The sequence below is a fragment of the Dyadobacter endophyticus genome (assembly GCF_014641595.1).
GTDB lineage: Bacteria > Bacteroidota > Bacteroidia > Cytophagales > Spirosomataceae > Dyadobacter > Dyadobacter endophyticus.
In genome coordinates, this window is the sequence record NZ_BMIA01000003.1 from 96,964 (window position 1) to 121,017 (window position 24,054).

At 50.3% G+C, this 24,054-nt stretch carries 22 protein-coding genes; 12 read left to right on the forward strand and 10 right to left on the reverse strand.

Features of this window, described 5'->3' with window-relative positions; translation table 11 throughout:
- Positions 1-9: 9 nt before the first annotated feature.
- Genes IEY24_RS20185 through IEY24_RS20195 form a run of 3 tightly spaced genes read right to left on the reverse strand, consistent with a single transcriptional unit; the run spans position 10 to position 2,014 of the window.
- Entirely contained in the window at positions 10-1,233 is a 1,224-nt protein-coding gene (locus tag IEY24_RS20185) for a M20/M25/M40 family metallo-hydrolase (RefSeq protein WP_188935453.1), read from the reverse strand.
- Positions 1,234-1,545, reverse strand: a complete 312-nt coding sequence (locus IEY24_RS20190) for a MerR family transcriptional regulator (protein WP_188935454.1) — start codon at positions 1,543-1,545, stop codon at positions 1,234-1,236.
- Between the two features lie 40 nt (positions 1,546-1,585).
- Positions 1,586-2,014, reverse strand: coding sequence for an SRPBCC domain-containing protein (locus IEY24_RS20195; protein ID WP_188935455.1), 429 nt, complete (start codon positions 2,012-2,014; stop codon positions 1,586-1,588).
- Between the two features lie 181 nt (positions 2,015-2,195).
- On the opposite strand from IEY24_RS20195, the gene IEY24_RS20200 reads away from it, so the two are divergent.
- Positions 2,196-3,347, forward strand: a complete 1,152-nt coding sequence (locus tag IEY24_RS20200) for an acyltransferase family protein (RefSeq protein WP_188935456.1) — start codon at positions 2,196-2,198, stop codon at positions 3,345-3,347.
- Between the two features lies 1 nt (position 3,348).
- Here the strand turns inward: IEY24_RS20200 and IEY24_RS20205 are convergent, their stop codons facing one another.
- Both IEY24_RS20205 and IEY24_RS20210 read right to left on the reverse strand, forming a co-directional pair.
- Complete coding sequence (locus tag IEY24_RS20205) at positions 3,349-4,464, reverse strand: carboxylesterase family protein (protein ID WP_229222757.1); 1,116 nt, start codon at positions 4,462-4,464, stop codon at positions 3,349-3,351.
- Between the two features lie 158 nt (positions 4,465-4,622).
- On the reverse strand, positions 4,623-4,832 hold the full coding sequence (locus IEY24_RS20210; protein ID WP_188935458.1) for a hypothetical protein: 210 nt from the start codon (positions 4,830-4,832) through the stop codon (positions 4,623-4,625).
- A gap of 141 nt (positions 4,833-4,973) precedes the next feature.
- Here IEY24_RS20210 and IEY24_RS20215 point away from each other — a divergent pair, with 141 nt between their 5' ends.
- Complete coding sequence (locus tag IEY24_RS20215; RefSeq protein ID WP_188935460.1) at positions 4,974-5,147, forward strand: hypothetical protein; 174 nt, start codon at positions 4,974-4,976, stop codon at positions 5,145-5,147.
- 3 nt (positions 5,148-5,150) lie between these two features.
- Here IEY24_RS20215 and IEY24_RS20220 read toward each other — a convergent pair whose 3' ends face one another.
- Positions 5,151-5,615 carry a response regulator gene (locus IEY24_RS20220; RefSeq protein WP_019940883.1) on the reverse strand — a complete coding sequence of 155 codons (465 nt, stop codon included), beginning with the start codon at positions 5,613-5,615 and terminating at the stop codon, positions 5,151-5,153.
- Between the two features lie 387 nt (positions 5,616-6,002).
- Between IEY24_RS20220 and IEY24_RS20225 the strand changes: the two genes are divergently transcribed.
- The 7 genes from IEY24_RS20225 (at position 6,003) to IEY24_RS20255 (ending at position 13,509) form a co-directional block, all read left to right on the forward strand.
- A complete protein-coding gene (locus tag IEY24_RS20225; RefSeq protein WP_188935462.1) occupies positions 6,003-8,285 on the forward strand; it encodes an Rv1355c family protein in 2,283 nt (760 codons plus the stop codon).
- 6 nt (positions 8,286-8,291) lie between these two features.
- On the forward strand, positions 8,292-8,984 hold the full coding sequence (locus IEY24_RS20230; RefSeq protein ID WP_188935464.1) for a hypothetical protein: 693 nt from the start codon (positions 8,292-8,294) through the stop codon (positions 8,982-8,984).
- Positions 8,975-11,155: a sensor histidine kinase gene (locus IEY24_RS20235; RefSeq protein WP_188935465.1), complete on the forward strand. Its 2,181-nt coding sequence runs from the start codon at positions 8,975-8,977 to the stop codon at positions 11,153-11,155. Before IEY24_RS20230 ends, IEY24_RS20235 begins: the two co-directional genes overlap by 10 nt.
- A complete protein-coding gene (locus IEY24_RS20240; RefSeq protein WP_188935467.1) occupies positions 11,152-12,243 on the forward strand; it encodes a hybrid sensor histidine kinase/response regulator in 1,092 nt (363 codons plus the stop codon). The genes IEY24_RS20235 and IEY24_RS20240 overlap by 4 nt, the downstream gene beginning before the upstream one ends.
- 6 nt (positions 12,244-12,249) lie before the next feature.
- Positions 12,250-12,639, forward strand: coding sequence for a response regulator (locus tag IEY24_RS20245; RefSeq protein ID WP_188935469.1), 390 nt, complete (start codon positions 12,250-12,252; stop codon positions 12,637-12,639).
- 391 nt (positions 12,640-13,030) lie between these two features.
- Positions 13,031-13,219, forward strand: coding sequence for a hypothetical protein (locus tag IEY24_RS20250; RefSeq protein ID WP_188935471.1), 189 nt, complete (start codon positions 13,031-13,033; stop codon positions 13,217-13,219).
- Between the two features lie 143 nt (positions 13,220-13,362).
- Positions 13,363-13,509 carry a hypothetical protein gene (locus IEY24_RS20255; RefSeq protein WP_188935473.1) on the forward strand — a complete coding sequence of 49 codons (147 nt, stop codon included), beginning with the start codon at positions 13,363-13,365 and terminating at the stop codon, positions 13,507-13,509.
- Between the two features lie 12 nt (positions 13,510-13,521).
- On the opposite strand, the gene IEY24_RS20260 is transcribed toward IEY24_RS20255, so the two are convergent.
- From IEY24_RS20260 to IEY24_RS20275, 4 genes are all read right to left on the reverse strand, one after another.
- Positions 13,522-14,226, reverse strand: coding sequence for an L-ribulose-5-phosphate 4-epimerase (locus IEY24_RS20260; protein WP_188935475.1), 705 nt, complete (start codon positions 14,224-14,226; stop codon positions 13,522-13,524).
- 7 nt (positions 14,227-14,233) lie between these two features.
- Positions 14,234-15,724, reverse strand: coding sequence for an L-arabinose isomerase (gene araA, locus IEY24_RS20265; protein ID WP_188935477.1), 1,491 nt, complete (start codon positions 15,722-15,724; stop codon positions 14,234-14,236).
- On the reverse strand, positions 15,724-17,388 hold the full coding sequence (locus IEY24_RS20270) for a ribulokinase (RefSeq protein WP_188935479.1): 1,665 nt from the start codon (positions 17,386-17,388) through the stop codon (positions 15,724-15,726). Before IEY24_RS20270 ends, araA begins: the two co-directional genes overlap by 1 nt.
- A 322-nt stretch (positions 17,389-17,710) precedes the next feature.
- The gene (locus IEY24_RS20275) at positions 17,711-18,415 is read right to left on the reverse strand and encodes an NUDIX hydrolase (protein ID WP_188935481.1); all 705 of its coding nucleotides are present in this window, start codon (positions 18,413-18,415) and stop codon (positions 17,711-17,713) included.
- A gap of 176 nt (positions 18,416-18,591) precedes the next feature.
- Here IEY24_RS20275 and IEY24_RS20280 point away from each other — a divergent pair, with 176 nt between their 5' ends.
- From IEY24_RS20280 to IEY24_RS20290, 3 genes are all read left to right on the forward strand, one after another.
- Positions 18,592-19,179, forward strand: coding sequence for an RNA polymerase sigma factor (locus IEY24_RS20280; RefSeq protein ID WP_188935483.1), 588 nt, complete (start codon positions 18,592-18,594; stop codon positions 19,177-19,179).
- 72 nt (positions 19,180-19,251) lie between these two features.
- Positions 19,252-20,277, forward strand: a complete 1,026-nt coding sequence (locus IEY24_RS20285; RefSeq protein WP_188935484.1) for a FecR family protein — start codon at positions 19,252-19,254, stop codon at positions 20,275-20,277.
- A 161-nt stretch (positions 20,278-20,438) separates the two neighbouring features.
- Complete coding sequence (locus IEY24_RS20290; protein WP_188935487.1) at positions 20,439-24,050, forward strand: TonB-dependent receptor; 3,612 nt, start codon at positions 20,439-20,441, stop codon at positions 24,048-24,050.
- The last annotated feature ends 4 nt before the right edge of the window (positions 24,051-24,054 follow it).

Sequence of the window (24,054 nt, forward strand, 5' to 3'; positions counted from 1 at the left end):
GGTCGGCGGTCAAAACGTCACCTTCACCGTCTTCGTTTCCGAACCGCGTTGCAATACCGCTTCGACGGTCTGGCCCTTTTCGTGCTTACCCAGGATTTCCATGTAGTCGTAAATCGTCCCGATGGGCTCGCCTCCCAGCTTGGTAATAACATCACCTGCCAGAATACCAGCCTTTTCGGCCGGGCGGGCTTTCGACACACCGTCGATCTTTAGGCCTTTGCCGGTATAGCTGTAATCCGGCATTACGCCGAGGGTTACTTTGAAATTGCTGGTGGTAGTCGCCGAATGCGGGTTACCAGCCGTCAGGAACTCAGGCTCCGTGGTTTCCTTATCGAGGCCGTCGAGTAGTTCGGAAATTAACATTAATATGCTGGCTTCGCCTTCGTAATTGATCTTTTCGGAATCATCGGAAATTTTGTGATAATCGCCGTGCCCGCCGGTGAAAAACTGCACCACCGGGATGTTTTTGAGGTAAAACGAGGTATGGTCCGAAGCTCCTACACCGGATGAATCAACAGTATATTTCAATTTCTGCTGTTTGGCCAGCTCCGGGATCAGCTTGCCCCACACTTTGCTGGTACCCCAACCCGACACGATAATGCCTTTCTGTGCATCCAGCCGCCCGATCATATCCATATTGATCATGGCCGAAAAGGTATTCAGCGGAAGCGTGGGCTTTTCAACATAATGCTTAGAACCCAGAAGGCCCAGCTCTTCCCCTGAAAATGTAATAAACAGGTAGTTGTGCTTTTCCTTCACATTATTCCCGGCGAAATAACGCGCCAGTTCCAACACGCCGGCAGTTCCGGAGGCGTTATCGTCAGCCCCGTTATGAATTTTGTTCTTGCTGTCGGGCGAAAGCGAACTTCCCTGGAACCCCTTGCCTAAATGGTCGTAATGCGCGCCGATCACGATGGTTTTGGGTGCGCCATTATCCAAAAAACCGACCACGTTCCGGCCCGTCAGGTCATGTGCTTCCCCATCGATTCCGACAGATACCCCGAACGGCTGAAAATAGCCTTTTGTTCCCGCAGGTTTCAACCCGATCTGCCTGAACGCCGAAGCGATATAATTAGCGGCCCGCACTTCTCCAAGGCTGGCAGTCCCCCGCCCTTCAAGGTCATCGGATGCCAGAAATTCAATATGTTTCCGAATTGGTGCAGTCTGAAACCGCTGACCGAAAGTTTGCGAAGCGCAGGCGAGCGCGAGTAGGGCTGAAAAAGCGTATTTCATTTATAATACCTCCTGAATATCCGTTAAAAACTTCCTGACCCGCATCAGGCGCTGGATGAGCAATTGTGCTTCTTCCTTACGGCGCAGCTGTTCCCGCGTGCCTTTGATGGTACGGCCCTGCTTGTCGCGCTGGTGCATAATCTTGCGGATGATCTCAATGTCGCGTTCGGTGTAACGCCTGCGGTTGCGCGAATCGCGTTTGGGGTTCAGTTGCGGAAATTTCTTCTCCCAGAAGCGTAATGCGGAAGGCTCGCATCCCACCATTTCAGCAACCTCGTTGGTGTCGTAATATAATTTGGTATTGGGTTCCATAACTTTGAAGCGGTTATTACAAAGATAATCGCGCCCGCTGTTAAACCCGGTTTTCCGACAAATTTTTGATTTTTTCGAGCGCGGTCGTCGCAAACTCCTCCGAGGATGCATAATAGTCCCGCCCATCCGGCAACGCCGAAAAATCGCCTATCTCCAAATCCAGCATGGTCCCGCTCTCTTCCTCCGTGAGCCGGTAACGGTAACTGATATCATACTGGGAGGGCGGCTGCTCCCATTTCGAAACGTAAAGCGAGAAAACAAGCAGCTCGTTGGGCTCGTATCCGGTAACGGTCAGCCGCGTCATCCCCGACCAATCGATCACCTTGCCGTGTTCAAGATAATAGTCTTCAAAATCCTGGGGCAGATCGTCCCACTGCCGGATATATTTAGGCGCAATCAACACTTCCCACACCTTCGCCACAGGTGCTTCTATCATTATTTTTTTGCTGGCTATAAGCTCCTGTGCCATAAAACGATGTTTAGCTTTCCATTTTTTGTTTGGCAAAAAACTGTGCCGCATTAGGTATCCAGTAATATACTTATTGCAAGAAAAGACACACTTTTGATTATCTTTCCCTCCTCTGACACGGTTTTCCCTGTTTCTGTGTCACTTATAATAACATACTATTAACTCAACATTTCTCATCGGTATGGGACAAAGGCAAGACCCGGGCCGCGTTATTCGTGAATCGAAATTAAATAGTATTCAGGTACTGCGGGGCATCGCCGCATTGTACGTCACAATCTACCATTTAAAAGATGTAATGCCCAAAGATGCCGCTTTCAGGAAGGAATTTGAATTTATATTCGGATCGGGCCCGGCCGGTGTAAGCCTCTTTTTCGTGATCAGCGGTTTCATTATGGTTTTCATCACCAGTAATACCGTGCTCTCGGGAAGGAACATTCTGCGCTTCATAGCCAAACGGCTGATCCGCATCTGGCCCGCCTACACGGTCATTACCCTGGGCTATTGCCTGCTCCATAGCCGGCTCGCACCCAATCCCGAATGGCCTTCCGAGCTATTGCGCAGCCTTCTGTTTATTCCCCTGGGCAATACCCCACCCCCTTTTTACGGCTACGCAGTGCTGAATGTCGGATGGAGCCTCAACTACGAGATCTACTTTTATCTCCTGATAGCGGTTTCCATGCTGTTCTCGCGCTTGCGCTGGTATGCATTCTTCCTGATGATCGCCGTTACGCTGGTGGGTATCCCAACCTATTACGGTGTTTTTACATTGAAAGCGGATAAAATGAACGACCTGGGCTCTCCCTACCTAAATATGGTGACCAACCCGATCATCTGGAACTTTGTATACGGCGTGTTCCTCGGCCTGGTCTATTACAACCGCGCATTGCACGACGGTATCCGCACATTTCTATCCTGGAATATGATGGCCCCGACCCTCCTTTGCCTCGCAATATGGCAATTTCTTTCAGGGTTCCTGGGTGGCTTCGGCCCCTTTGAATGGGGACTTGGCTCAGTGGCTATTTTTGCCGTGTTCGTATTTCATTATCAGGAACGCATTCAAAAATTCCCGCCGTGGCTGGTCCGCCTGGGTGATATGTCGTTCTCCGTGTACCTGCTGCACGTGCCTGTCGTTGTGGGCCTGGGCTTTCTGTTCCGCAAGCTGGGTTTCCCGGTTTATGGAGAAGGCACGGCCATGTTTTTCCTATCGGTAACGGTGACGCTCATTGTTTCGCGCCTTTCCTACGAATACCTCGAAGTGCGGCTGACCTCCTATCTCAGCCAATTGTTGCTTGCCCGCGAAAGAGTTGCAGTAAAAGAGCCCGTCAGCCGCTAAGCTATTTGAGTCCGACGTCTTCAACGGTTTTGTAGGCGTCGTTCGTGATCTGTCGCGGGTTCCTCGACCAGAGCCGTTTCATGAAACCGGCGTAGCGGCCAATCACATATTCCTCGGGATAGCTCAGGTGATGGCCTTCCAGGTTTTCGTAATTGAGTTCAAATGGTGTTTTAAACTTCTTTAACTGATCCGCAGCCATTTTCGCCCCTTCCATAGGTAGGTAGGTAGGGCACGAAAGAAAGGTACCTCTATAATAGGGAAGCACATTATCCCCGATCCGCTGAAAAAAGACGGTCGGCATGGCGTTCGACGCATTGATATACTCGTCGTTGAATATCCCGTAACCCATCTGTGTGAGCAGCGCCCGCACGCGGAAAGGGCTGTCTTCGGCTTTCGGATCGAGGCGGCCCAATGCCTTGGTGATACCCGGCGCGAGCGCTTCAAAATCGGCTTCGTTCATATATACCAATGCAGTGACCGTAATGGCCCCCGCACTGCTGCCAGCCAGCATAATCTGCCGCGTATCGATACCGAATTCCTCGGCACGGTCCACAAAATAGTGGATAGCGGCATACGTATCCTGCACGGCCCGGTACACGGCGCGCACGGCCTCCTGGCTATTTCCTCCGCAGGCATACGTTTCGCTGGCGCCGTTGAACCCCAGCCGGTAGTTGATCGCCGCCGCCGCATAGCCGCGTTGGGCAAGCCCGCGGGCTTTCCCCATTTCGTTGCCCAAATCCCCGAACAGGAATGCCCCTTCGTGGACCATTAGTACAAAAGGACGGAATCGCAGGGTGTCATCTCCGGGAGCAACAAACTCGTAGTTCAAATCCGTGATACGGCCTCGGTAGTCGGCCGCTTTGGTAAAAATGCCCTTACTGGATTTCAGTTTGGCCTCGTCAAAAATCTTGCTGTTGCCAAACCGGGCGGTATTGGCGAGCGACGAGTCGGGATTCTTGGCCGGGATCGTGTCGATGATCACGGTATCGGGCTTATTAGGCACCGTCGTGTCGGGACCTTCGCCATCGATCGGTTTTGGAACCGGAGCCGGGTAACGACAGCTCACCAACATCCCGATCAGTATAACCAGACCATATGCCCAGTAAAGTTGCTTCACATTCGTAGGATTAATAATACTTGAACCGGCTTTTCAGATCGTGGTAACGGAAGAAAGCCGGGCATTGAGGCCCGGCTTTCCTGATTCTTTACGGGGCTATTTGTACGCGAAATTAACCTGTTTTCGCAATACATGTAACCTAATGCAGCCCCGATGAGTCAATTATTTATATTTTTCTTGATAGCGCTTGAATCAGTGCCCGTGCCCTGATCCGGCTGATGGTAGAAATACCCCTCGGTTTTGTTCTTTTTGGTGGCGTCCGCTTGCTCCTTTTCGGAATTGCCCGTCTGCATTCGTTTACCACACGAGATCACGAACAGGAACAGGGCGACCCCGGTAATAACGCCTATGGCTATGATCTTTTTCATGATTACTACCCGTTTAGTTTGCTGATTTGGGAAAACGGTTCTTTCACAAAAAAGATACCAGCACAAACCGTCCCTGACGACGCAGCAATGCTTCTGGTACGATTTTTACAAATGCGTGGTAGTCACCCACTATAAAAAGTCATGGATATCATCATCTTTCTCAAAGCAATAGGCAATCTCCTTTTCGCGGCAATACTGTTGCTGGCAGTTGCGTTTTCGTCGGCGTTCTCTGTTTTAACCTACATGTTCCGTGGCTCCCGGCTATCGGCAGCCGGAATCAAAAACCTTGTCAGGAAGAAATACACGTCGCGCTAGCCCCTACGAAAGCAAGTTTTGCCGTAGAAGAAATTCCAGCTGGCCGTTCACATCGATCAGCTTTTCGATCAGCTCCTTATTTTCTTCCCGGAGGTGGAATATTTCGTAAGCATTTTTAATAATAATGCGCAGTTGCTGCTCGTCCCAGGGCTTATTGAGATAGTAGTAGATGTGCCCCTTGTTCACGGCGTCGATCACCGCGGTAATATCTGTGTAACCCGTGAGCAGGATCCGAACGGGGTCGGAATAATCCTTTAAAACTTCGATCAGAAAATCCACACCCGTCATTTCAGGCATACGCTGGTCGGTAATGATCACGTGCACGACGTTGTGTTTCAGGAGTTCGAGCCCTTCGCGTCCTGATGTGGCAATTAAAATATTGAAATCTCTTCTGAAAGCGGCCTTGAATGAGTTGAGGTTGTTGATTTCATCATCTACATACAGTACGCTTATTTTTCCTTTTTCCATCCTGAATACTTGGTGCTTGGCGGGGACAGAACTCCTTCTACCACCGAACTAATTGATAATATTATAATATTAATTCTATATTCGCATCAACAGCCACAACACATTCGACAAATTTTTTACGCGATGCATTTGCGCAAGCTTCTGCTAATAAGAGAATTTTACGAACAAACGTCCAAATATTTCCCCCCCAATGTACCGGAGGTTAGTTTTACAAAAATAAATTCAGCAATTTGTGTAATTATTGAAGCGAGTAAAAATGCGTAATATACGAGATTCAGCGTATGCGATAGCCGGTTCGGTGAATTTTATACGAAGATCGGCACAATTTTGTGATTTGTTAAATCCGGCCACGGCCCATTGAAGGACAGGCTTCACAATTATTCTAAAATGCACCATAACATAGAGATCAACTATATCTACAAACCGGTTTTCATCTCCAAAGAGCGCTACGCAGATAAAGCAAATTTCCTCTCCTTCATTGAAGAATATCGCGGCAAGACCATCCTGGATTTATTTGCTTCGCAGAAACAGGAACTCATCCGAATCCGACATCCCAAAAAGCGGCTCACCAGCGCGGAAACCGAACAAAAATACCATGAATGGGTCGGCAACAAAGACGTTGAAACAGAGGGCATTTGGGTGTATTACCCTTGGTCGGAACGACTCCTTCATTTGGTCGATGAAAATGAATTCGTTGAGCTCAGGACCAGCCGCAACCAATACAAAATCACCCCCGCCGAGCAGCAGCACCTATCCAAACGGGCGATAGGCATCATCGGCCTGTCGGTTGGCCATTCGGTGGCGCTAAGCATTGCTACGGAGCGAGCCTGCGGCAAGCTGAAACTCGCTGATTTTGATACAATTGAACTGAGTAACCTCAATCGTATACGTACGGGCCTTCACAACATCGGAGTCAACAAATGCATTGTGACGGCGCGAGAGATCGCCGAGATAGACCCCTTTCTCGATATCGAGTGCTTTCCGGAGGGTATTACCAAGGAAAACCTCGACGGTTTTCTGCTCGACGGCGGAAAACTGGATATTCTCGTCGACGAATGCGACGATATTGCCCTGAAAATAAATGCGCGAATCCGGGCCGCACAACTGGGCATCCCGGTGGTCATGGAAACGAGCGACCGCGGGATGCTCGATGTCGAAAGATTCGATAATGAGCCCGAACGGCCTATTTTCCACGGCTATCTGCAAGGCCTCCCACTGGATAAATTCGAACATATTTCCGAAGAAGACAGGCTACCGCTTGTGTTACGCATCGTGAATGCGATCAACGGGTCCAAAAGGGGGAAGGTTTCGCTGGTCGAAATCGGCCAGAGCATTGGCACCTGGCCGCAGCTGGCCAGTGCCGTGACGCTCGGCGGCGGCGTAGTAACTGACGTTTGCCGGCGCATTCTCCTCAACCAGTTTCATGAGTCGGGCAGGTATTATATTGATTTGGAAGAGCTTGTTGCCGACAAAGCAGAGAAACCGCAAGGGGCACTACGAAACAATCCGCATGCTCCTTTTGACCTTTCAGAGGCTGTTCGTATAGCTGATTCGTTACCGCAAAAACAAACTGAGACAATTCCGGAAGGTATTCTGGCAGATATTGTGAATGCTGCCTGTCAGGCACCTTCGACCGGGAACGACCAGCCCTGGAAATGGCTTTATCGTCACGGCAGGCTATTTCTCTTCCACGACCGGTTCCGGTCGTTTTCTTTCGGTGATTTCGACCAGATCGCTTCGAACATTTCCTTCGGAGCTTCCTACGAGAACATATTATTAAAAGCCAATGAAGCCGGACTCGGCGTAAATGCTGAAATTTTCCCCCTTGGCGAGGAATCGCCCCTCATCGCCGCGATCGATTTCCAGGGCAACGGCAACGGTGCCGAACCTGTTTACGCTCCCGAAGCGGTAAGTGTCATCTACGAGCGGTGTACCAACCGCAACCCGTCGAATCCCGCCGCCATTCCGGAAGCCGCTTTCCAGCAATTAAAGGAAGCAGTTCAAAGCGTTGCCGGTGCGGCATTTCATTATTTTTCTGCCAAACAGGAAATAATGGCCATCGGCGAGATTATCGGCGAATGCGACCGGGTGCGCTTGCTGAACCCGGAAGGCCATTACGACTTCGTACACCGCGAAATGAAGTGGACACCGACGGAAGCCGAACTGTCCAGGGATGGCATCGACGTACGAACGCTGGGCCTCAACAACGCGCAGATAGCCGCCCTCTCGATCATCCGCGACCGTGAAATTTCCCAGACATTAAAGGGAGTTCAAGGAGGTGGCGCATTGGTCGACGCAGCGCTCAAATCGGTCAGTACGGCCTCGGCGCTGGGAATGATCACCATGCCGAAGTACAGTTATAAGAACTTTTTTCTCGGCGGAATGGCCATGCAGCGCCTCTGGCTTCGCGCCGAACAGTTGCAATTTGCGATCCATCCATTAATTTCCCCGTTTTATTTATTCCCCCGCATTACAAAAGGGGAAAATGCGGGCCTAGATGGGCTCGAAGCATCCAGATTACGCACGTTAAGAAAGAAATTCATGGAACTGGTTCCGTTCGAAGACGATGTTGCAGAAGTGTTTTTATTTAAAATAGCGCAGGCAGAAAAGCCCGGGATCAAAAGTTACCGATTGCCGTTGAGCGAAACACTTTTTATTGTAAACCCATAACAGTACATGGTAGCACATATTAAAGCATACCGTGCACCGGATGATGTAGAAACCAGCCTCAGATATGTTGAAGGGCATCGCAGGGTACTGGAAGCGTACGGGGTGAAACAGGTTACTTCCGCCAGCCATAACTGGTTGGAGGACCCGAATACTTATGTAATCATCGTGCAATCGGAAGATGGTAAATCCATCTATGGCGGCACGAGAGTACAGGTCCGCTCGGCGAATCTGAAAATGCCCATGGAGGATGCGATCGCGAAGATCGATAAAAGCATTTACAGTTATGTAGACAAGATTGGAGACCATAACGTGGCAGAATTTTGCGGGCTTTTCAATTCGAAGGAGGTAGCGGGTTATGGAATCGGAAGCGTATACCTCGGCAGAACGGCAATGGCCATTGCGTCGACGGTCGGGATAAAATACCTGATGGGCCTTTGTTCCCCTATCACCCTGGTTATCAGCCAGCGGATCGGGTTCGAAGTGCTGACCGACCTGGGCAACAACGGCACCTTTTATTATCCCAAAGAAGGCTTGATAGCCACATCGCTGATCGCCAGGGATCTGATTAACCTACCGTTTGCCACCGATGATGAACGTGAAAAAATATTCAGCCTGAGAACAAACCCTACGCAAACCGTCGTTGAAACGGGCCGTCGCGGGGACCTAACGATAATTTACGATATCAATAAATGGATGTAAAGTTCTACCGCGGGATTATTGGAACCTTCCTGTTACTCATAAGCTTGCTACATAGCGCTTATGCAGGCGAGGTTGTGTTCAAAGGTACGGATGTGACGATCGGCAAGCAGGTGGAAATCCTGGAAGACACTTCCGCGGCATTGACGATCGACGAGGTGAAGGCCCATGGAAAATTCACGCCCAGCTTTGAGGACACACCCAACTTCGGGGTCAGCGCCTCCGCGTTCTGGGTGCGGCTCAATATCAGAAATAACAGCGCCGAGGACAACCTGTTTCTCGAACTTGCCTACCCTCGTATCGAATCGGTTACATTATACTCGACGGAACGGGGCAAAGCTAAAAAGGAAACCATTTCCTGGAACGACGCCTTCGACAAGCGGCATGTCAAACACCAGAATATTGTCTTTAAACTCGATATTCCGCCACAAACGACCCAAACCTACTACCTGCGAATCCATGGAAGCGAGCAGATCGTAGTTCCGCTCATCGTCCGCAGCGAGATGGGCCTTTTCCAGTTCGCATTGACCAACGAGATCATATCCGGTATCCATATCGGTGTGCTTCTGGTGATGATGCTCTATAATTTTTTCGTGTATTTCTCGATCCGCGAAAAGAGCTATTTGTATTACGTTCTCTATATCCTGTTCATCGGACTTACCCAAACAACGATCACCGGGTACACATTCAAATTCCTCTGGCCCGGGACCCCGGCTTTCAATGAATACTCGATTATCCTTTTCCCGGCCCTCGCGGGGAGCTTTGCTTTGCTGTTCTTTCAGAACTTCCTGCACATCCGGGAACGATCCACAACCAACTACCGTATTATCACGGCGATTATCGTCACTTACGGCGTAGCGGTACTTTTCAACCTGATCGGGCTGAATATGGTCAGCTACCGGATCATCGACCTGCTGGCACCGTCCGCCGCACTTTTCGCGCTCGTTGTAGCCCTCATGCTCTCGATGGAAGGCTACCGTCCGGCCAAGTTTTTCCTGGTGGCGTGGTCGATGTTCCTGATCGGCATCGTACTTTACTCGCTTCGAAACCTCAACATCCTGCCCTACAACAGCTTCACCAATTACACGATGCAGGCGGGCACGGCCATTGAAGTAATCCTGCTGTCGTTTGCATTGGCGGACAAGATCAACATTTTCAAAAAGGAGAAGGAAATATCCCAGGCGCAGGCGCTACGCATTTCGATGGAAAACGAGAAGATCATTCTCGAACAGAACGCCTTCCTCGAAAAAAGCGTCAACGAACGTACAGCCGAGCTGCAATTTGCCAATACGGAGCTTAACCTGACCGTCACCAAACTGAAAGATGCTCAAACACAGCTGATCGACTCTGAGAAAATGGCCTCGCTCGGTCAGCTTACCGCGGGTATCGCACACGAGATCAACAATCCGATCAACTTTGTAAGCTCAAATATCAGGCCGCTGAGAAGGGATATCGACGATGTCCTGGAAATCCTCGATTCCTACGACGGAATCAGGCAGATCGATTCCATTGAAGGACTTCAGACCAAAGTGAAGGAGATCGAACGCCTGAAAGCAGACCTCGACCTGGAATATCTCAAAACCGAGCTCGGTACATTGCTGAAAGGCATGGAAGACGGCGCTCACCGGACCGTCGAGATCGTAAAAGGTTTGAAAATATTCTCGCGGGTGGACGAAACCGACCTCAACCTGGTCAATGTCAATGAGGGGATCGAATCCACGCTCATCATCCTCAACTACCAGATGGGGAACGCCATCACGCTCGTAAAGGAATTGGGCAATATCCCGAGCATCGAATGCTACGCAGGCAAGCTCAATCAGGTGTTTATGAACATCCTGACCAACTCGATTTATGCATTGCAAAAGGAGAAGCAAGAAGGCAAAACCCCGACTATCTGGGTGAAATCCTGGCTGAAAGACCCCGAAACCGTAGCGATCTCCATGCGCGACAACGGACCGGGCATGACCCAGGAGGTGCGTGCCAAAATTTTCGAACCGTTCTTCACCACCAAGCAGGTAGGCGATGGTACAGGCCTCGGCCTTTCAATTGTATTTAAAATTATCGAAGTTCACAGCGGTAACATTCAAGTAAACACGGAAGTAGGAGAAGGAACAGAATTTTTGATCACACTCCCTGTTAAAAGAAAGGCACGCCCAATCCCTGATTTTCAATGAGCGAAAAAGCTATAACCATTCTGTACATTGACGACGAGGAGCACAACCTGCATTCGTTCAAGGCTTCGTTCCGCAAACAGTACGATATCACGATCACTTCCTCCGTGGTAGAGGCAGAGCAAATGCTGGACGACAAGGACTTCTGCATTATCCTGGCCGATCAGCGGATGCCGGTCATGACGGGCGTACAATTCTTTGAAAAAATCAGGACCAAGTTCCCGAAACCCATACGTATCCTCATTACCGGGCATACGGATATCGGTGCGGCAATCGACGCGATCAACAAGGGGGAGGTTTTCAGGTTCATCGACAAGCCGTGGGATTATAACTATGTCGAAAATGCGATTTCCAACGCCTACGATATTTACAAAACCCGCGAGGACCTCAAACTGCGGAACATCGAACTGCAAAAGGCGAACGAGGAGCTCGACAAGTTTGTGTACAGCGCCTCGCACGACCTCCGCGCGCCGCTGATGTCGGTACTTGGCATCGTGAACCTGGCCCTCCTGGAAGAGGATGTCAAATCGCAGAACGAATACCTCGAACTGATCCGGCAATCGGTGAAGAAGCTGGATACCTTCATCATTAACATCATTGATTATTACAAAAATGCACGCGGCGTACCCGTCGTGACGGACATCAGCTTCGAGGAGCTCGTTACCGAGGTGCAGGCTACCATTCAATACCTGCCCGAATACGGCAACCTGAAAATGACCACGGACATCCAGGAGGACGGCATATTCCATTCGGATGTGATGAAGCTGCGCATTATTTTCAATAACCTGATCAACAACGCGATCAAGTTTCAGGACAAATCCAAGCCGAACCCGTTCGTTCACCTGACGGTAAAATCGACCGATTCCGATGCGCGGATCATCGTGGAAGACAACGGGACCGGCATCAGGGAATCGGATCAGGACAAAATTTTCAAAATGTTTTACCGTGCAGGCGCCACCAACAGCGGCTCAGGGATAGGACTTTATATCGTACACGAAGCGATCGCAAAATTGGGGGGTGAAATCAGCGTAACTTCAAAAATCGGCCAGGGTAGTATTTTTGAAATCAACATTCCTTCTATTAACAAATAACCCGACATGGAGCCACTGCTTAACTTCTTTTTGATAGATGACAGCGCATTCGACCTGTTCATCTACGAAAAGTTATTAATTAAAAGCGGGATTACGAGTTCAGTCAAAACCTTCAATTCGGCGCGCGACGCCCTCAAGCACCTTATCGGCCAGGCCGAAAACCTCCCTGATACCATCATCCTTCTCGACCTTCAGATGCCCGACATGAACGGCTTCGAATTCATCGACGAGTTCGGACAGTTACCTGAAACGCTTCGGCAGAAGATCAGGATCTTCATGCTCTCCTCGACCATCGACACACGGGACATCGAGAAGGCCAAAGCCAGCCAGTACATCATCGATCTGCTCCCCAAGCCGCTCGAAATCCCTTTCCTGAAAAAGAAGCTGGCCATCTAGACACCCGTAGTATAATTTTTTTAGTACATTAAAGTAGATGGACAGTCGGAGAATCCACTTGTCCTTTGCAATTACCCTGGTGTGACCTGAAAAGGCCTTTGTGCACTTTTTTAAGAAGTCGGTACTAACATTTACCCCTATCTGTTGAATGTCAAGCCGATAAGCTGACGGACGAAACGAACTATACCTCCACAATCTGTCCTATTATGTAACAATACGGGCCACCACTGTTTCAAACAATGTGGCGCTGGAAACCTGTTTTTGAAACATCACTATAATGTTTCAAATCAATAATAGGATTTTTTAAATATTAAAAGATTTTAGGAAGGGGCGGGTACATCTTTATTGTGAAGTCACGTACAACCAGTGTAAACCTTAACACAATGTTTTAATGAAAACTGATAGCAAGACCCTGGCCGAGATTTTGAAATTGCACGCACAGTACGTTAAAGAGGTTGAGTTCAGTGGTATCAAGCCCTTATCCATGGAGATTTACAAAACCAATTCCCACAATTTTGTACGCTGGATAAAAGACGAATTTCACCCCGGAAAGAAATTGCGTAAAGAAGCGCTTTCCTGATCAACAACAAAAGCACTTATTATACTCAACGTTCATAATATAGGCTGCCGGTGAATGGGAACACCGGCAGCTCTTTTTTTATAGCGCGTTCTTTGGTAAGTTTGGGTAGATAATTGGTTACCGTCCCGAATAGCACAAACAATATGATTTTCACGATTTTCAACCTGCTGAAAGGCCGTTTTTCCAAGGACGCCATCGAGGAAGCCAAGTCCAACGAAAAAGCGATGACCCGCCAGGAAGCATTGCAGCAGATGCGCAACATTGCCAGCCGCCGTTCGAAAAAGAACTAAGCAGCCCATATGCTAGCACCCCTGCCCGTAATAAGCGTCTTTGCCGTGCTTTCTGAAATAATGCTTATCGCACAAGCTCTGTTTGATGGCCACCGCCGCAGGATTGATCTGTAACGTGAGGTAAGCCATTTTCGCGATCTCTTCGAGCACGATTGAATTGTAAATCGCCTTGGCGGGGTCTTTCCCCCAGGTAAAGGGGCCGTGGCAGGCCACCAACACCATTTCAACTTCTTCATAACTCAGTTTTCCTTCCCCAAACAAATCGAGTATCTGGTTTCCGGTTTCGAGCTCGTAATCGCGCTGGATTCTTTCATCCGACATTATTTCCGTAACAGGAATTGAGGCCGTCAGGTGATCGGCATGGGTGGTACCGAGGTTAGGAATGGGCCGGATCGCCTGCGCCCACGCCACCGCATACGTAGAATGCGTATGACACACGCCCCCGATCGAGGAAAAGTTTTTATAAAGCAATGTATGGGTTTTGGTATCCGATGACGGGCGCATATTGCCCTCCACCAGGACATTATCCAGGTCCACGATTACAATGTCCTCCACCTTCAACCGGTGATAGGGAACGCCACTCGGCTTGATCGCCACCACGCCCGCAGCCCTGTCGACGCCGCTTACATTGCCAAAGGTCACGATCGCCAGTTCCTCCCGCGGGATTTCCATATTGGCTTCGTAAACCTGCTCTTTGAGATATTGATATTTTGACATTTTCGGGTTATCTGTAATAAGCTTCGCTCCAACGCAACTCGTTTTTCAGTTGCCGCAGGGTAGTATTTTTATCAATCACCACCAATTCCACACCCACCATTTCCGCAAAAGTCTCGATATGCTCGGTTGTAAGGTTCTGGCTGAAAGCGGTATGGTGCGCACCACCGGCATAAATCCAGGCCGCACAGGCTGTCTGCATGTCCGGTTGCGGCTTCCAAAGTACGCGCGCTACGGGAAGTTTCGGCAATTGCTCAGTCACCTCAGTGGCTTCTACCTCGTTCACAAGCAAGCGGAAACGATTACCCATATCCACGAGTGAAACATTGACCGCAGGTCCGGCTGGTGCATCGAACACGAGGCGTACAGGATCGTCCTTACCCCCTATCCCTAGCGCATGGACCTCAACAGATGGCTTACCCTTCGCGATGCTGGGGCAAATTTCGAGCATATGCGACCCGAGTACCAGGTTATTGGATGGGTTAAAATGGTAGGTATAATCCTCCATAAACGAGTTGCCGCCCGGCAGACCGCTGGCCATTACTTTCAATGCACGTACGATGGCTGATGTTTTCCAATCGCCTTCGCCGGCGTAGCCGTAACCCGCCGCCATCATCCGCTGCGAGCCAATGCCCGGCAGCTGTTTCATCCCGTGCAGGTCTTCAAAAGTGTTGGTATAACCTTTGAAATTTCCGTCTTTCAGGAAATATTTCAAACCCAGCTCGATCTTCGCGGCATCCCGCAAGGCCTGGTGGCGCTGGCCACTGCTTTCAAGACCGGCAGCTAGCTGGTAAGTATCGGTATATTCAGCGACCAATGCAGTAATATCCGCGTCGGAAACCTGGTCGATCACCGCAACCAGGTCCCCTACCGCGTAAGTATTGACCGAAAAGCCGAAAGTCATTTCCGCGGCTACCTTATCGCCGTCGGTCACAGCCACTTCGCGCATATTATCGCCGAACCGGACGAATTTAGCACCTTTCAGATCGTGGCGGGCAGCCGCTACCCTGGCCCACTGGCCCAGGCCTTCGGCGACGTGATCCTGCTGCCAATGTCCCACGATCACCTTGCGGTTGAGGCGCATACGCGTCATCATAAACCCGAATTCTCGGTCGCCGTGCGCCGATTGGTTCAGGTTCATGAAATCCATATCGATCTCGGCCCACGGAATGTCGCGGTTGTATTGTGTATGCAAATGCAACAATGGCTTTTGCAATATCTGCAAGCCCCTAATCCACATTTTAGCGGGGGAAAAAGTGTGCATCCAGGCCACGATGCCAATGCAATGGACGGTGCTGTTGGCTTCCTGAATGATGTTGTAAATCTCTTCCGGCGATTTGACAACCGGCTTGAAAATTACCCGCACAGGTACTTGCGGGGTTTGGCCGAGGTGCCGGGCAATGATCTGCGAATGTTCATCGACCTGGCGGAGCGTCGCCTCGCCATACAAATGCTGACTTCCAGTGATAAACCAGACTTCAAACTGTTTTAAATCAAGCATCAGGAAAATTGTAAATGTGCTTTTTGTAAAAAATCGTTTTCGATATAAACCCCAGCTTCCAGGTATCTCTGATAAAGCTGCTGATAAACCGCCGACTGCGCCTCCCGCGGCTCATATACCGCGTCGAATCCGGAGCTCATCGCCCCTTGCGCGTCCTGCAAGTTGGAATGAACGCCAGCCGCTACCGAAGCGAACATTGCCGCCCCCAGTGCACAGGCTTGCTCGGAGGCTGCCACTTTAATAGGCATATTCAAGACATCAGCCAGCGTTTGCATCACAAATGCGGATTTCTTCGCCACGCCTCCGATGGCGATCACCTGATGAATAGGTACGCCCTCGTTCCGGAAGCGCTCCACGATTGCTTTGGAACCATAAGCGGTAGCCTCTACCAGCGCTTTGAAAACGCGGGTACTGTCGCTTGCCAGGTTTAAGCCCAATAATCCTCCTTTGAGCGTATGGTTCGCGTCGGGTGTACGACGGCCATTCAGCCAATCGATGGCGATTATATCATTCGGAGTCACTGGCAACTTTGCAGCTTGCTCCGCCAAATGCGGGATCAGTCTCTGCGAAAGTTCAGATGCCTCTTCCTCCCCCAGCAAGGCACGCACCGGTTCGACGATCAGTTTGGAAAACCAGGCATAAATATCTCCGAAAGCCGATTGCCCGGCCTCCATACCCAGCATCCCAGGCACGATGGAGCCGTCGACCTGCCCGCAAATACCTTTGATTAGTAAATGCCCGACTTCCTCATTCGGGGCGACCAGCATATCGCAGGTAGAAGTACCGATCACCTTGCATAACGAATAGGGTTCGATAAGTGCGCCTACGGCACCCATGTGCGCGTCGAAAGCGCCCACTCCGATCACCACGTCGGCGGGAATGCCCAACTTCGCGGCCCACTCTTTCGAGATAGTGCCCATCGGGCGGTCCGAAGTTTCGGTATCGGCGAAAAGCCTGTCGCGCAAGCCGTCGAGCAGCGGGTCGAGTTCCTTAAAGAATGTATTGGATGGCAGTCCGTCGAAATCCTGGTGCCAGAGCGCCTTGTGGCCGGCGGCACAGCGGGAGCGTTTCAGAAGCAGCGGATCGGTTATGCCGGTAAGCTCGGCGGAAACCCAGTCGCAATGCTCCACCCAGGAGAATGCGTTTTCGCGTACGGCCTCGTCTACGCGCAGCGTGCGCAATATTTTAGCCCAAAACCATTCCGAAGAATAGATGCCGCCTACATATTTGGTAAAATCTATATCATAATTGTGTGCCAGCCGGTTGATTTCCTCCGCTTCCGCATTGGCGGTATGGTCTTTCCAGAGGATAAACATGCCGTTGGGGTTTTCGGCAAACTCAGGAAGCAATGCAAGCGGCGTGCCGTTCCTGTCTACCGCAACGGGCGTCGAGCCCGTCGTATCCACCGAGATACCCCGCACCTTTTGCCTTACCGCCGGCGAGGCCTGGCCCAACGCGTCGCGAACAGCGCCTTCCAGGCTATCGAGGTAATCCAGCGGATGCTGCCGGAATTGCGAAACGCTGGCATCGCAATACTTGCCCTGCTTCCAGCGGGGATACTCCCGCACGGCCGTCCCAGCCTGTTCGCCCGTGTTCGCATTGACCACCAATGCCCTCACAGAGTCGGTACCGAAGTCGATACCAATAACGTAATTCTCTCCCATAAATATCGGTTTCGGATGTTCTCAGACCAATTTGACGCATTTATTTAACTTATCAGCTAACAAATATAAATAAAATTGTTTTTAGTGTATTATTGACACAATTTAAATTTTATTGAAAGGAGGAAAGGGAAGATGGAGGAAAGGAGGAAAGGGAGGATGGAGGAAAGGGAGAAAAGGCGCGGAAGCCTGTGAATAGTATGTGCAAATCAAGAGATTTACGCCAGCGGGTCTACCAATGCTACATCGCTAAGCGATTTTCGCCCCACCCTCCCATTTCTCCACCCTCCCATTTCTCCATCCTCCCTTTCCTCCCTTTCCTCCCTCAATTACTCTTCATCGAATCCGGCATAAAGTTCCAGAACGAATGAAACTTGGTCTTATACCGCTCAGCGTCGAGTTTGTAAAGCGTTGCTTTTTTGGTGGCGCTGTTGTTGTTTTTCTGGCCGGTATCGATGAGCAGGCCCGTGGAAAGAAGCTTGCGACTGAAATTCCGGCGGTCGATCGGTATGGTGTAAATGGCTTCGTAAAGCTTCTGCAATTGTGGGATCGTGAAGCGTTCGGGCAAGAGCTCGAAGCCGATCGGGTGCAAGGCCGCGTTGTATTTGAGGTGTTCGATGGCGCGTAACACCATTTGTTCATGGTCGAAAATAAGTTTCGGACGCGCGTCGAGTGTGATCCAGGAGGCATTATGGCTTTTGACAGCCTCCGAATCATGGTCATCGATTTTGATCAATGCAAAAAATACGACGGAAACCGTCCGCTCGCCGGGGTCACGATTCGCTTTACCGAACGTTTCGAGCTGTTCCACGTAAATATCTTCGAGACCGGTAAGATTATATAGGATACGCGCCGCGCCGTCGGTCAGGTCTTCGTCGACGTTCAGAAAGCCGCCCATCAGCGACCATTTACCTTTTTCGGGTTCGAAATTCCTCTTAATCAGCAGCAGCTTGATATCCTTGCCGTCAAATCCGAAAATAATGCAGTCGATGGCCACGAGGATCCGTGAGGCCTGAGGATAGTTATTCATTTAATTAGCTACAAAAAACATTCCCACGCATATCCCGGAAAATGTTAAATTTATGTTAAGAAAGTAAAAAAAAGAGTGATAATACTTAATCTGTTTAAAGAGTTAAGTCACAAATTTAAGTACGAATTTTGTTCCGCTTCTCAGCGAGAATATCAGATTATTAAAAGGCTATCTTCATGATGAACAACTTCTACGCTACCTGTTCCGATGAAAATATCCTTGCGTTGATCAGTGAGCAGGACGATGAGCTGGCCTTTGCGGAGCTATATGACCGCTATTTCAAAAGCCTGTTCAATTACGCTTACTCGAAGGTCAACGACCGGTTTGCGGCGCAAGAGATTGTCCAGGAGCTTTTTGTAAATATCTGGCAGCAACGCCGCCAAAACCAGGTTCAATGCGGCCGGTCGTTCCTGTTTACGATTGCCAAACGACTCATCATATCTTTCTACCGCAAAGAATACACCCGCCAGCACCATTACGGCCAGTGGGAAATCCACCATGCCGAAACTTCCGATTTCGCCGATCAGCCTACCCTGGCCTCTGATCTGCAAAACCGCTACGAGAAAGGTCTCCATTTACTCCCCCCTAAATGCCACGAAGTTTTCACGATGAGCCGCCGGGGTCTTTCCAACAAACAAATTGGCGAAGCGCTGAACATTTCTGAAAAGACTGTCGAACAGCACATTACGAAGGCATTACGCATTCTCAAAGAACATTTGAAAGAGCATATGATCTGCGCTCTGGTCCTTTTTTCTTCTTTTTAAAAAAAATCTCAAAAACCACTAAGGGTTACCTTTCCCGCGCGCGACTTCTGGGTTGATAACATCCCCGATCCCATGAAGCCAAACGGTATTCCGCCCGCATTACTCGAAAAATACCTGTCCGGTGAATGCACCGACGCAGAAAAAGAAATGGTCGAAGCATGGTATGCTTCGCTGCAGGGAGAGCCGCGCTATCTGGACCATCTGCCCGATACCGAACAGGATGAAATACGACAGGAGGTATTCGGGAACATCCGGCGGGAACTGAATATGGTAGAAGAACGGCCGGTACACCGGTTACCCTGGCACTGGCTGGCGGGAATTGCAGCCTCTATACTCGTTGCTTTGGGTATTTTCTTTGCCGGAAACCTTAAAACTGTACAATTACCGGAGGTTACTGTCAAAGGGGCGAAATCGGATCCGTCAAAAGCATTGCCTGTAACCACTTTCAAAAATACCGGCAAACAGGTCGTCCGGCACAAGCTTCCGGATGGCAGCGTCGTGACCATGCATCCAAAATCCACCATTATGTATCATACCGCATTTGCCACCAACAAGCGGTTTGTTGAGTTTTCAGGAGAAGGTTTTTTCGATGTCAAAAAAGACAAGGCGCACCCCTTCAATATCAAAAGCGGGGATATGATTATTCGGGTGCTGGGAACGAGCTTCAACGTGAAGGCGATCGAAAGTCAGAAAAAATTTCAGGTGGATGTCGTGACGGGTAGCGTGCAGGTGACCGCATACGACAAAAAACTGGACAAACAGGAAGTGGTCCTGAAACCACAGCAGCAGGCATTGTTTGAACTGGATTCAAAACGTCTTATTTCAAAAACATCGCCGCTGCCGGCCAAAAAAGAGATTTACGAGCCGGTTACCATTGTATTTGAAGAAACACCACTCAAAAAAGTGATCGAACAGCTCGAAAAACGCTTCAACGTATCGATTTCACTGACGAATCCCGGCCTTGCCAAGTGCGGCCTCACGGCCAACTTCGAGTCGCAGACTTTCCCCAACATTCTTGAAATCCTCTGTACCTCGCTCGATGTAACCTACACCATTTCAGATAATCACATTACTATAAACGGAGAACCATGTGACTAACCTCTAATACGCCCACAAACTTATGAACCCGTCCGTACCACCGTAAAAAAGGCCGGAAGTGTACCACCACTACCCGGCCCCAGTGCCATCCTTTTTCTTCGTACCACCGTTTCAAAAGGATGTTTTATCCAACAGTGCCTAACCATCAGACAATCAAAATTATGCAAAAAACAGTACGTAACAAGCCGGTCGACTGGCGAAAAATTATGCGCATTGGACTGCTTCAATGGATTCTTGCCGTCTCGCTCGCAGCCGGCAGTTATGCGAAGGAAACTGCGGCCCAGTCAGTGCTGAGCAAAGACATGACGCTCACGCTCCGCAATGTTTCGCTCAAACAGGCCCTGAATGAGATCCAGACCCGTGCCAATACCCGCTTTGTGTACAGCAGCCGGGTTTCTGTGAAGGAAAACGTGACCATCGATGTGAAGAACCAGAAGCTTTCCAGGATTCTGGACCAGTTGCTGGCGCCCCGAGGAATTAATTATAAAGTAATCAATAACCAGATCGTGCTCGCGAAGACGCGCGTCAGCCGGGAAGAATCGGTGATCCCCGAACTGGAAGAAAAATTGCATCAATATGTATTGCCCACCGAAATCCAGGTGCGCGGGACTGTCAGCTCGTCGGACGGGCAGGGTAGGCTACCGGGTGTGAGCATCGTTGTGAAGGGAACTTCGCAGGGTACTACCACCGATGGCAACGGAAAGTTCGAACTCACCGTGCCGAATGTAGAATCGGCACTGGTTTTCAGCTTTGTGGGCTATGTTTCGCAGGAAATCGTGGTGGGTAACCGCACGGAAATCAATGTGACTTTGCAGGCTGATAATAAGGCGTTATCGGAGCTTGTTGTGGTTGGTTATGGAACGCAGAAACGCGTAAACCTGACCGGCGCGGTTTCTCAGGTGCAATCCAAAGACCTGGAAAACAGACCTTTGAACAACATGTCGCAGATCCTGCAAGGGATGGTACCTAACCTGAACATTTCGTTCAGCACAGGCCAGCCGGGCAAGGGAGGTTCTTTGAACGTACGTGGGGAGACGTCGGTTAACGGTGGCTCGCCGCTCGTGCTGATCGACGGTATCCCCGGTGACATCAACCGCATTAACCCCGGTGACGTCGAGTCCGTTTCGGTATTGAAAGATGCGGCCGCTTCGGCCATTTATGGTGCCCGCGGCGCTTTCGGGGTGATATTGGTTACCACCAAAACCGCGAAAAACGGCAAGACTACCGTGTCTTACAGCAACAACTTCGGCTGGTCGAAACCGACCATCAACACCGATTTCATGACCAATGGTTATGATTATGTAAAAATAAATGATGAGGCCTTTACCCGCGCGACCGGTAACAGCTATACCCGCTATTCGGAGGAGGATTACAAGGAAATCGAAGCGCGTCGTTACGACAAAACCGAAAATCCTGCGCGCCCGTGGGTCGTTACCAAGAATGTGAATGGCAAAGACATTTACAACTATTATGGTAACTACGACTGGTGGAATACGATATTCAACATGAGCCAGCCGTCGCGCCAGCATAACCTGAACCTTTCCGGCGGGACCGACAAGATCAACTATTTCCTCTCCGGTTCGGTGTATGAAAAGGACGGGATCATGCGGATCAACACCGACAAATTCACTTCCTATACCCTGCGCAGCAAGATCAACGCGCAGCTGACGCCCTGGCTGAAAGTGAGCAACAATACCATGTATTTCGATTCGAAATACAAATATCCGGGTCTCGAAGGCGGCGCCAATGCCAACTTCGTGGCCATCACCGTGCACGCGTTGCCTATTTACGCGCCGCGCAACCCCGATGGCACGCCTACCTACAACACCTTGAAAAACAACTATTCGATCGGTGACGGTTTGTTTGCCAACCTTTTGAAAGGAGTAGCAGGCGGCGAGCAGAAAGTGCACGAGCTAACGACCATTAACACTGTAGAGATGAATCTGGCCAAGAACTGGAACCTTACCGCGAACCACTCCTATTCGTTCTACATTACCGACGACTGGTACCGTTCGGCGGTGGCGACCTACTCTATCCAGCCGGGCATTCTCACCACCGTGCCCAACTACAACACCGACCAGTTAAAGAAAACTTTCTGGTTCGATCCGCAGAATGTGGTGAACGTGTTCTCGGCATACAACCATACTTTCGGCAAACACTATGTGAGTGCGACAGCGGGTATCAACTACGAAACACGTAAGCATCAGGTATTGGCCGGTTCGCGTAAAAATCTGCTTTCGGAAAGCCTCAACGACCTGAACCTCGGTACGGGCGAGCAGCTCTCAGGCGGCGGTGCCTACCAGTATGAGCTTTTCGGTGCATTCTTCCGCGCCAATTACGATTACGAGGGCAAATACCTGCTCGAAGTGAACGGTCGCTACGACGGCACCTCGCGGTTCGGCGAGAGCAAGCGTTTCGGGTTCTTCCCGTCGGTGTCGGCAGGATGGCGCCTGAGCGAAGAAAACTTCTTCGAACCGGTCCGTAATGTGGTGAATAACCTGAAACTCCGCGCTTCTTATGGAACCCTGGGCAACCAGCTGCCTCCGAACTTTAATAACAACCCTAGCTCGGCCAGCTTCTACCCTTATGTGCCGATGATGCCTACGGCGCAATCGACCTGGATCACCAACGGCCAGAAATTACAATATGTGAGCAGTCCGGCACCTATTTCAGCAGGATTGACCTGGGAATCGGCCACCACTTCCAATATCGGTATCGACGCGACTTTGCTGAAAAACCGCCTGAACGTTTCATTCGACGGCTACATTCGTAAAACCACGGATATGCTGATCCCCGGACAGGTTCTTCCATCGGTTTACGGCGCGACGGTTCCAACCCAGAATGCGGGTGATTTGCAAACAAAGGGATTTGAATTGTCCATTGCCTGGGCAGATATGGTTAAACTGGCCGGCAAGCCACTCTCGTATAATGTATCCTTCATTGTTTCGGATTCTAAATCCAAAATCACCAAATACGACAACCCCAACAAAGTGCTTTCGAGCCCTTACGTAGGCCAGACGATCGGTGAAATGTGGGGGTACTCCATTGACGGAATGTTCCAGAGCAACGAAGAAGCGCAGGCATTCAAGATCGACCAATCGTTCGTCAACAAGCAGCGCCTGAGCGCCCCGGGCGAATGGAGCAAGCTGCAAGCCGGTGACCTGCGTTTCGTGGACCTGAATGGTGACGGCAAAATCAACAACGGCTCCAACACGCTCGCAGACCCGGGCGATATGAAGATTGTGGGCAACAACCGCGTACGCTTTCGCTACGGCTTGAACCTTGGCGCTTCATGGAACGGCTTCGATATATCGGCATTGGCACAGGGTATCCTTCGCCGGAACTGGTATCCGGGCAACAATGCGGATAAGTTCTGGGGCCCCTATTCACGTCCCTACTACTCATTTATCCCGAAAGATTTCGGAAGCGATATCTGGACGCCCGAAAACCCGAATGCCTATTTCCCGGTGTTGCGCGGCTACACGGCCCTTAACGACGGTGGCGACCTCCGCTCGACCAACGACCGTTACATTCAAAACGTAGGTTACCTACGCCTGAAAAACGTCGTGATCGGCTACACGGTTCCGGAGCGCATCAGCAAGCTGGTACGCATTCCGAGGGCGAGGATCTACATCAGCGGCGAAAACCTGCTGACCTACACCCCGCTACGCTCGAAATACATCGATCCTGAGCAGTTCGACGGCGACGGAACCAATGGACGTACTTATCCATTGTCGAAAACGATTTCAGCCGGTCTCAACCTTACATTCTAATTCC

Coding starts and splice junctions, on each gene's coding strand:
- IEY24_RS20190 (WP_188935454.1), bottom strand. CDS start 1,545: ATGGAACCCAATACCAAATTATATTACGACACCAACGAGGTTGCTGAA.
- IEY24_RS20215 (WP_188935460.1), top strand. CDS start 4,974: ATGGATATCATCATCTTTCTCAAAGCAATAGGCAATCTCCTTTTCGCG.
- IEY24_RS20220 (WP_019940883.1), bottom strand. CDS start 5,615: ATGGAAAAAGGAAAAATAAGCGTACTGTATGTAGATGATGAAATCAAC.
- IEY24_RS20280 (WP_188935483.1), top strand. CDS start 18,592: ATGATGAACAACTTCTACGCTACCTGTTCCGATGAAAATATCCTTGCG.
- IEY24_RS20200 (WP_188935456.1), top strand. CDS start 2,196: ATGGGACAAAGGCAAGACCCGGGCCGCGTTATTCGTGAATCGAAATTA.
- IEY24_RS20255 (WP_188935473.1), top strand. CDS start 13,363: ATGATTTTCACGATTTTCAACCTGCTGAAAGGCCGTTTTTCCAAGGAC.
- IEY24_RS20275 (WP_188935481.1), bottom strand. CDS start 18,415: ATGAATAACTATCCTCAGGCCTCACGGATCCTCGTGGCCATCGACTGC.
- araA (WP_188935477.1), bottom strand. CDS start 15,724: ATGCTTGATTTAAAACAGTTTGAAGTCTGGTTTATCACTGGAAGTCAG.
- IEY24_RS20290 (WP_188935487.1), top strand. CDS start 20,439: ATGCAAAAAACAGTACGTAACAAGCCGGTCGACTGGCGAAAAATTATG.
- IEY24_RS20260 (WP_188935475.1), bottom strand. CDS start 14,226: ATGTCAAAATATCAATATCTCAAAGAGCAGGTTTACGAAGCCAATATG.
- IEY24_RS20270 (WP_188935479.1), bottom strand. CDS start 17,388: ATGGGAGAGAATTACGTTATTGGTATCGACTTCGGTACCGACTCTGTG.
- IEY24_RS20240 (WP_188935467.1), top strand. CDS start 11,152: ATGAGCGAAAAAGCTATAACCATTCTGTACATTGACGACGAGGAGCAC.
- IEY24_RS20210 (WP_188935458.1), bottom strand. CDS start 4,832: ATGAAAAAGATCATAGCCATAGGCGTTATTACCGGGGTCGCCCTGTTC.
- IEY24_RS20195 (WP_188935455.1), bottom strand. CDS start 2,014: ATGGCACAGGAGCTTATAGCCAGCAAAAAAATAATGATAGAAGCACCT.
- IEY24_RS20245 (WP_188935469.1), top strand. CDS start 12,250: ATGGAGCCACTGCTTAACTTCTTTTTGATAGATGACAGCGCATTCGAC.
- IEY24_RS20185 (WP_188935453.1), bottom strand. CDS start 1,233: ATGAAATACGCTTTTTCAGCCCTACTCGCGCTCGCCTGCGCTTCGCAA.
- IEY24_RS20250 (WP_188935471.1), top strand. CDS start 13,031: ATGAAAACTGATAGCAAGACCCTGGCCGAGATTTTGAAATTGCACGCA.
- IEY24_RS20230 (WP_188935464.1), top strand. CDS start 8,292: ATGGTAGCACATATTAAAGCATACCGTGCACCGGATGATGTAGAAACC.
- IEY24_RS20235 (WP_188935465.1), top strand. CDS start 8,975: ATGGATGTAAAGTTCTACCGCGGGATTATTGGAACCTTCCTGTTACTC.
- IEY24_RS20225 (WP_188935462.1), top strand. CDS start 6,003: ATGCACCATAACATAGAGATCAACTATATCTACAAACCGGTTTTCATC.
- IEY24_RS20285 (WP_188935484.1), top strand. CDS start 19,252: ATGAAGCCAAACGGTATTCCGCCCGCATTACTCGAAAAATACCTGTCC.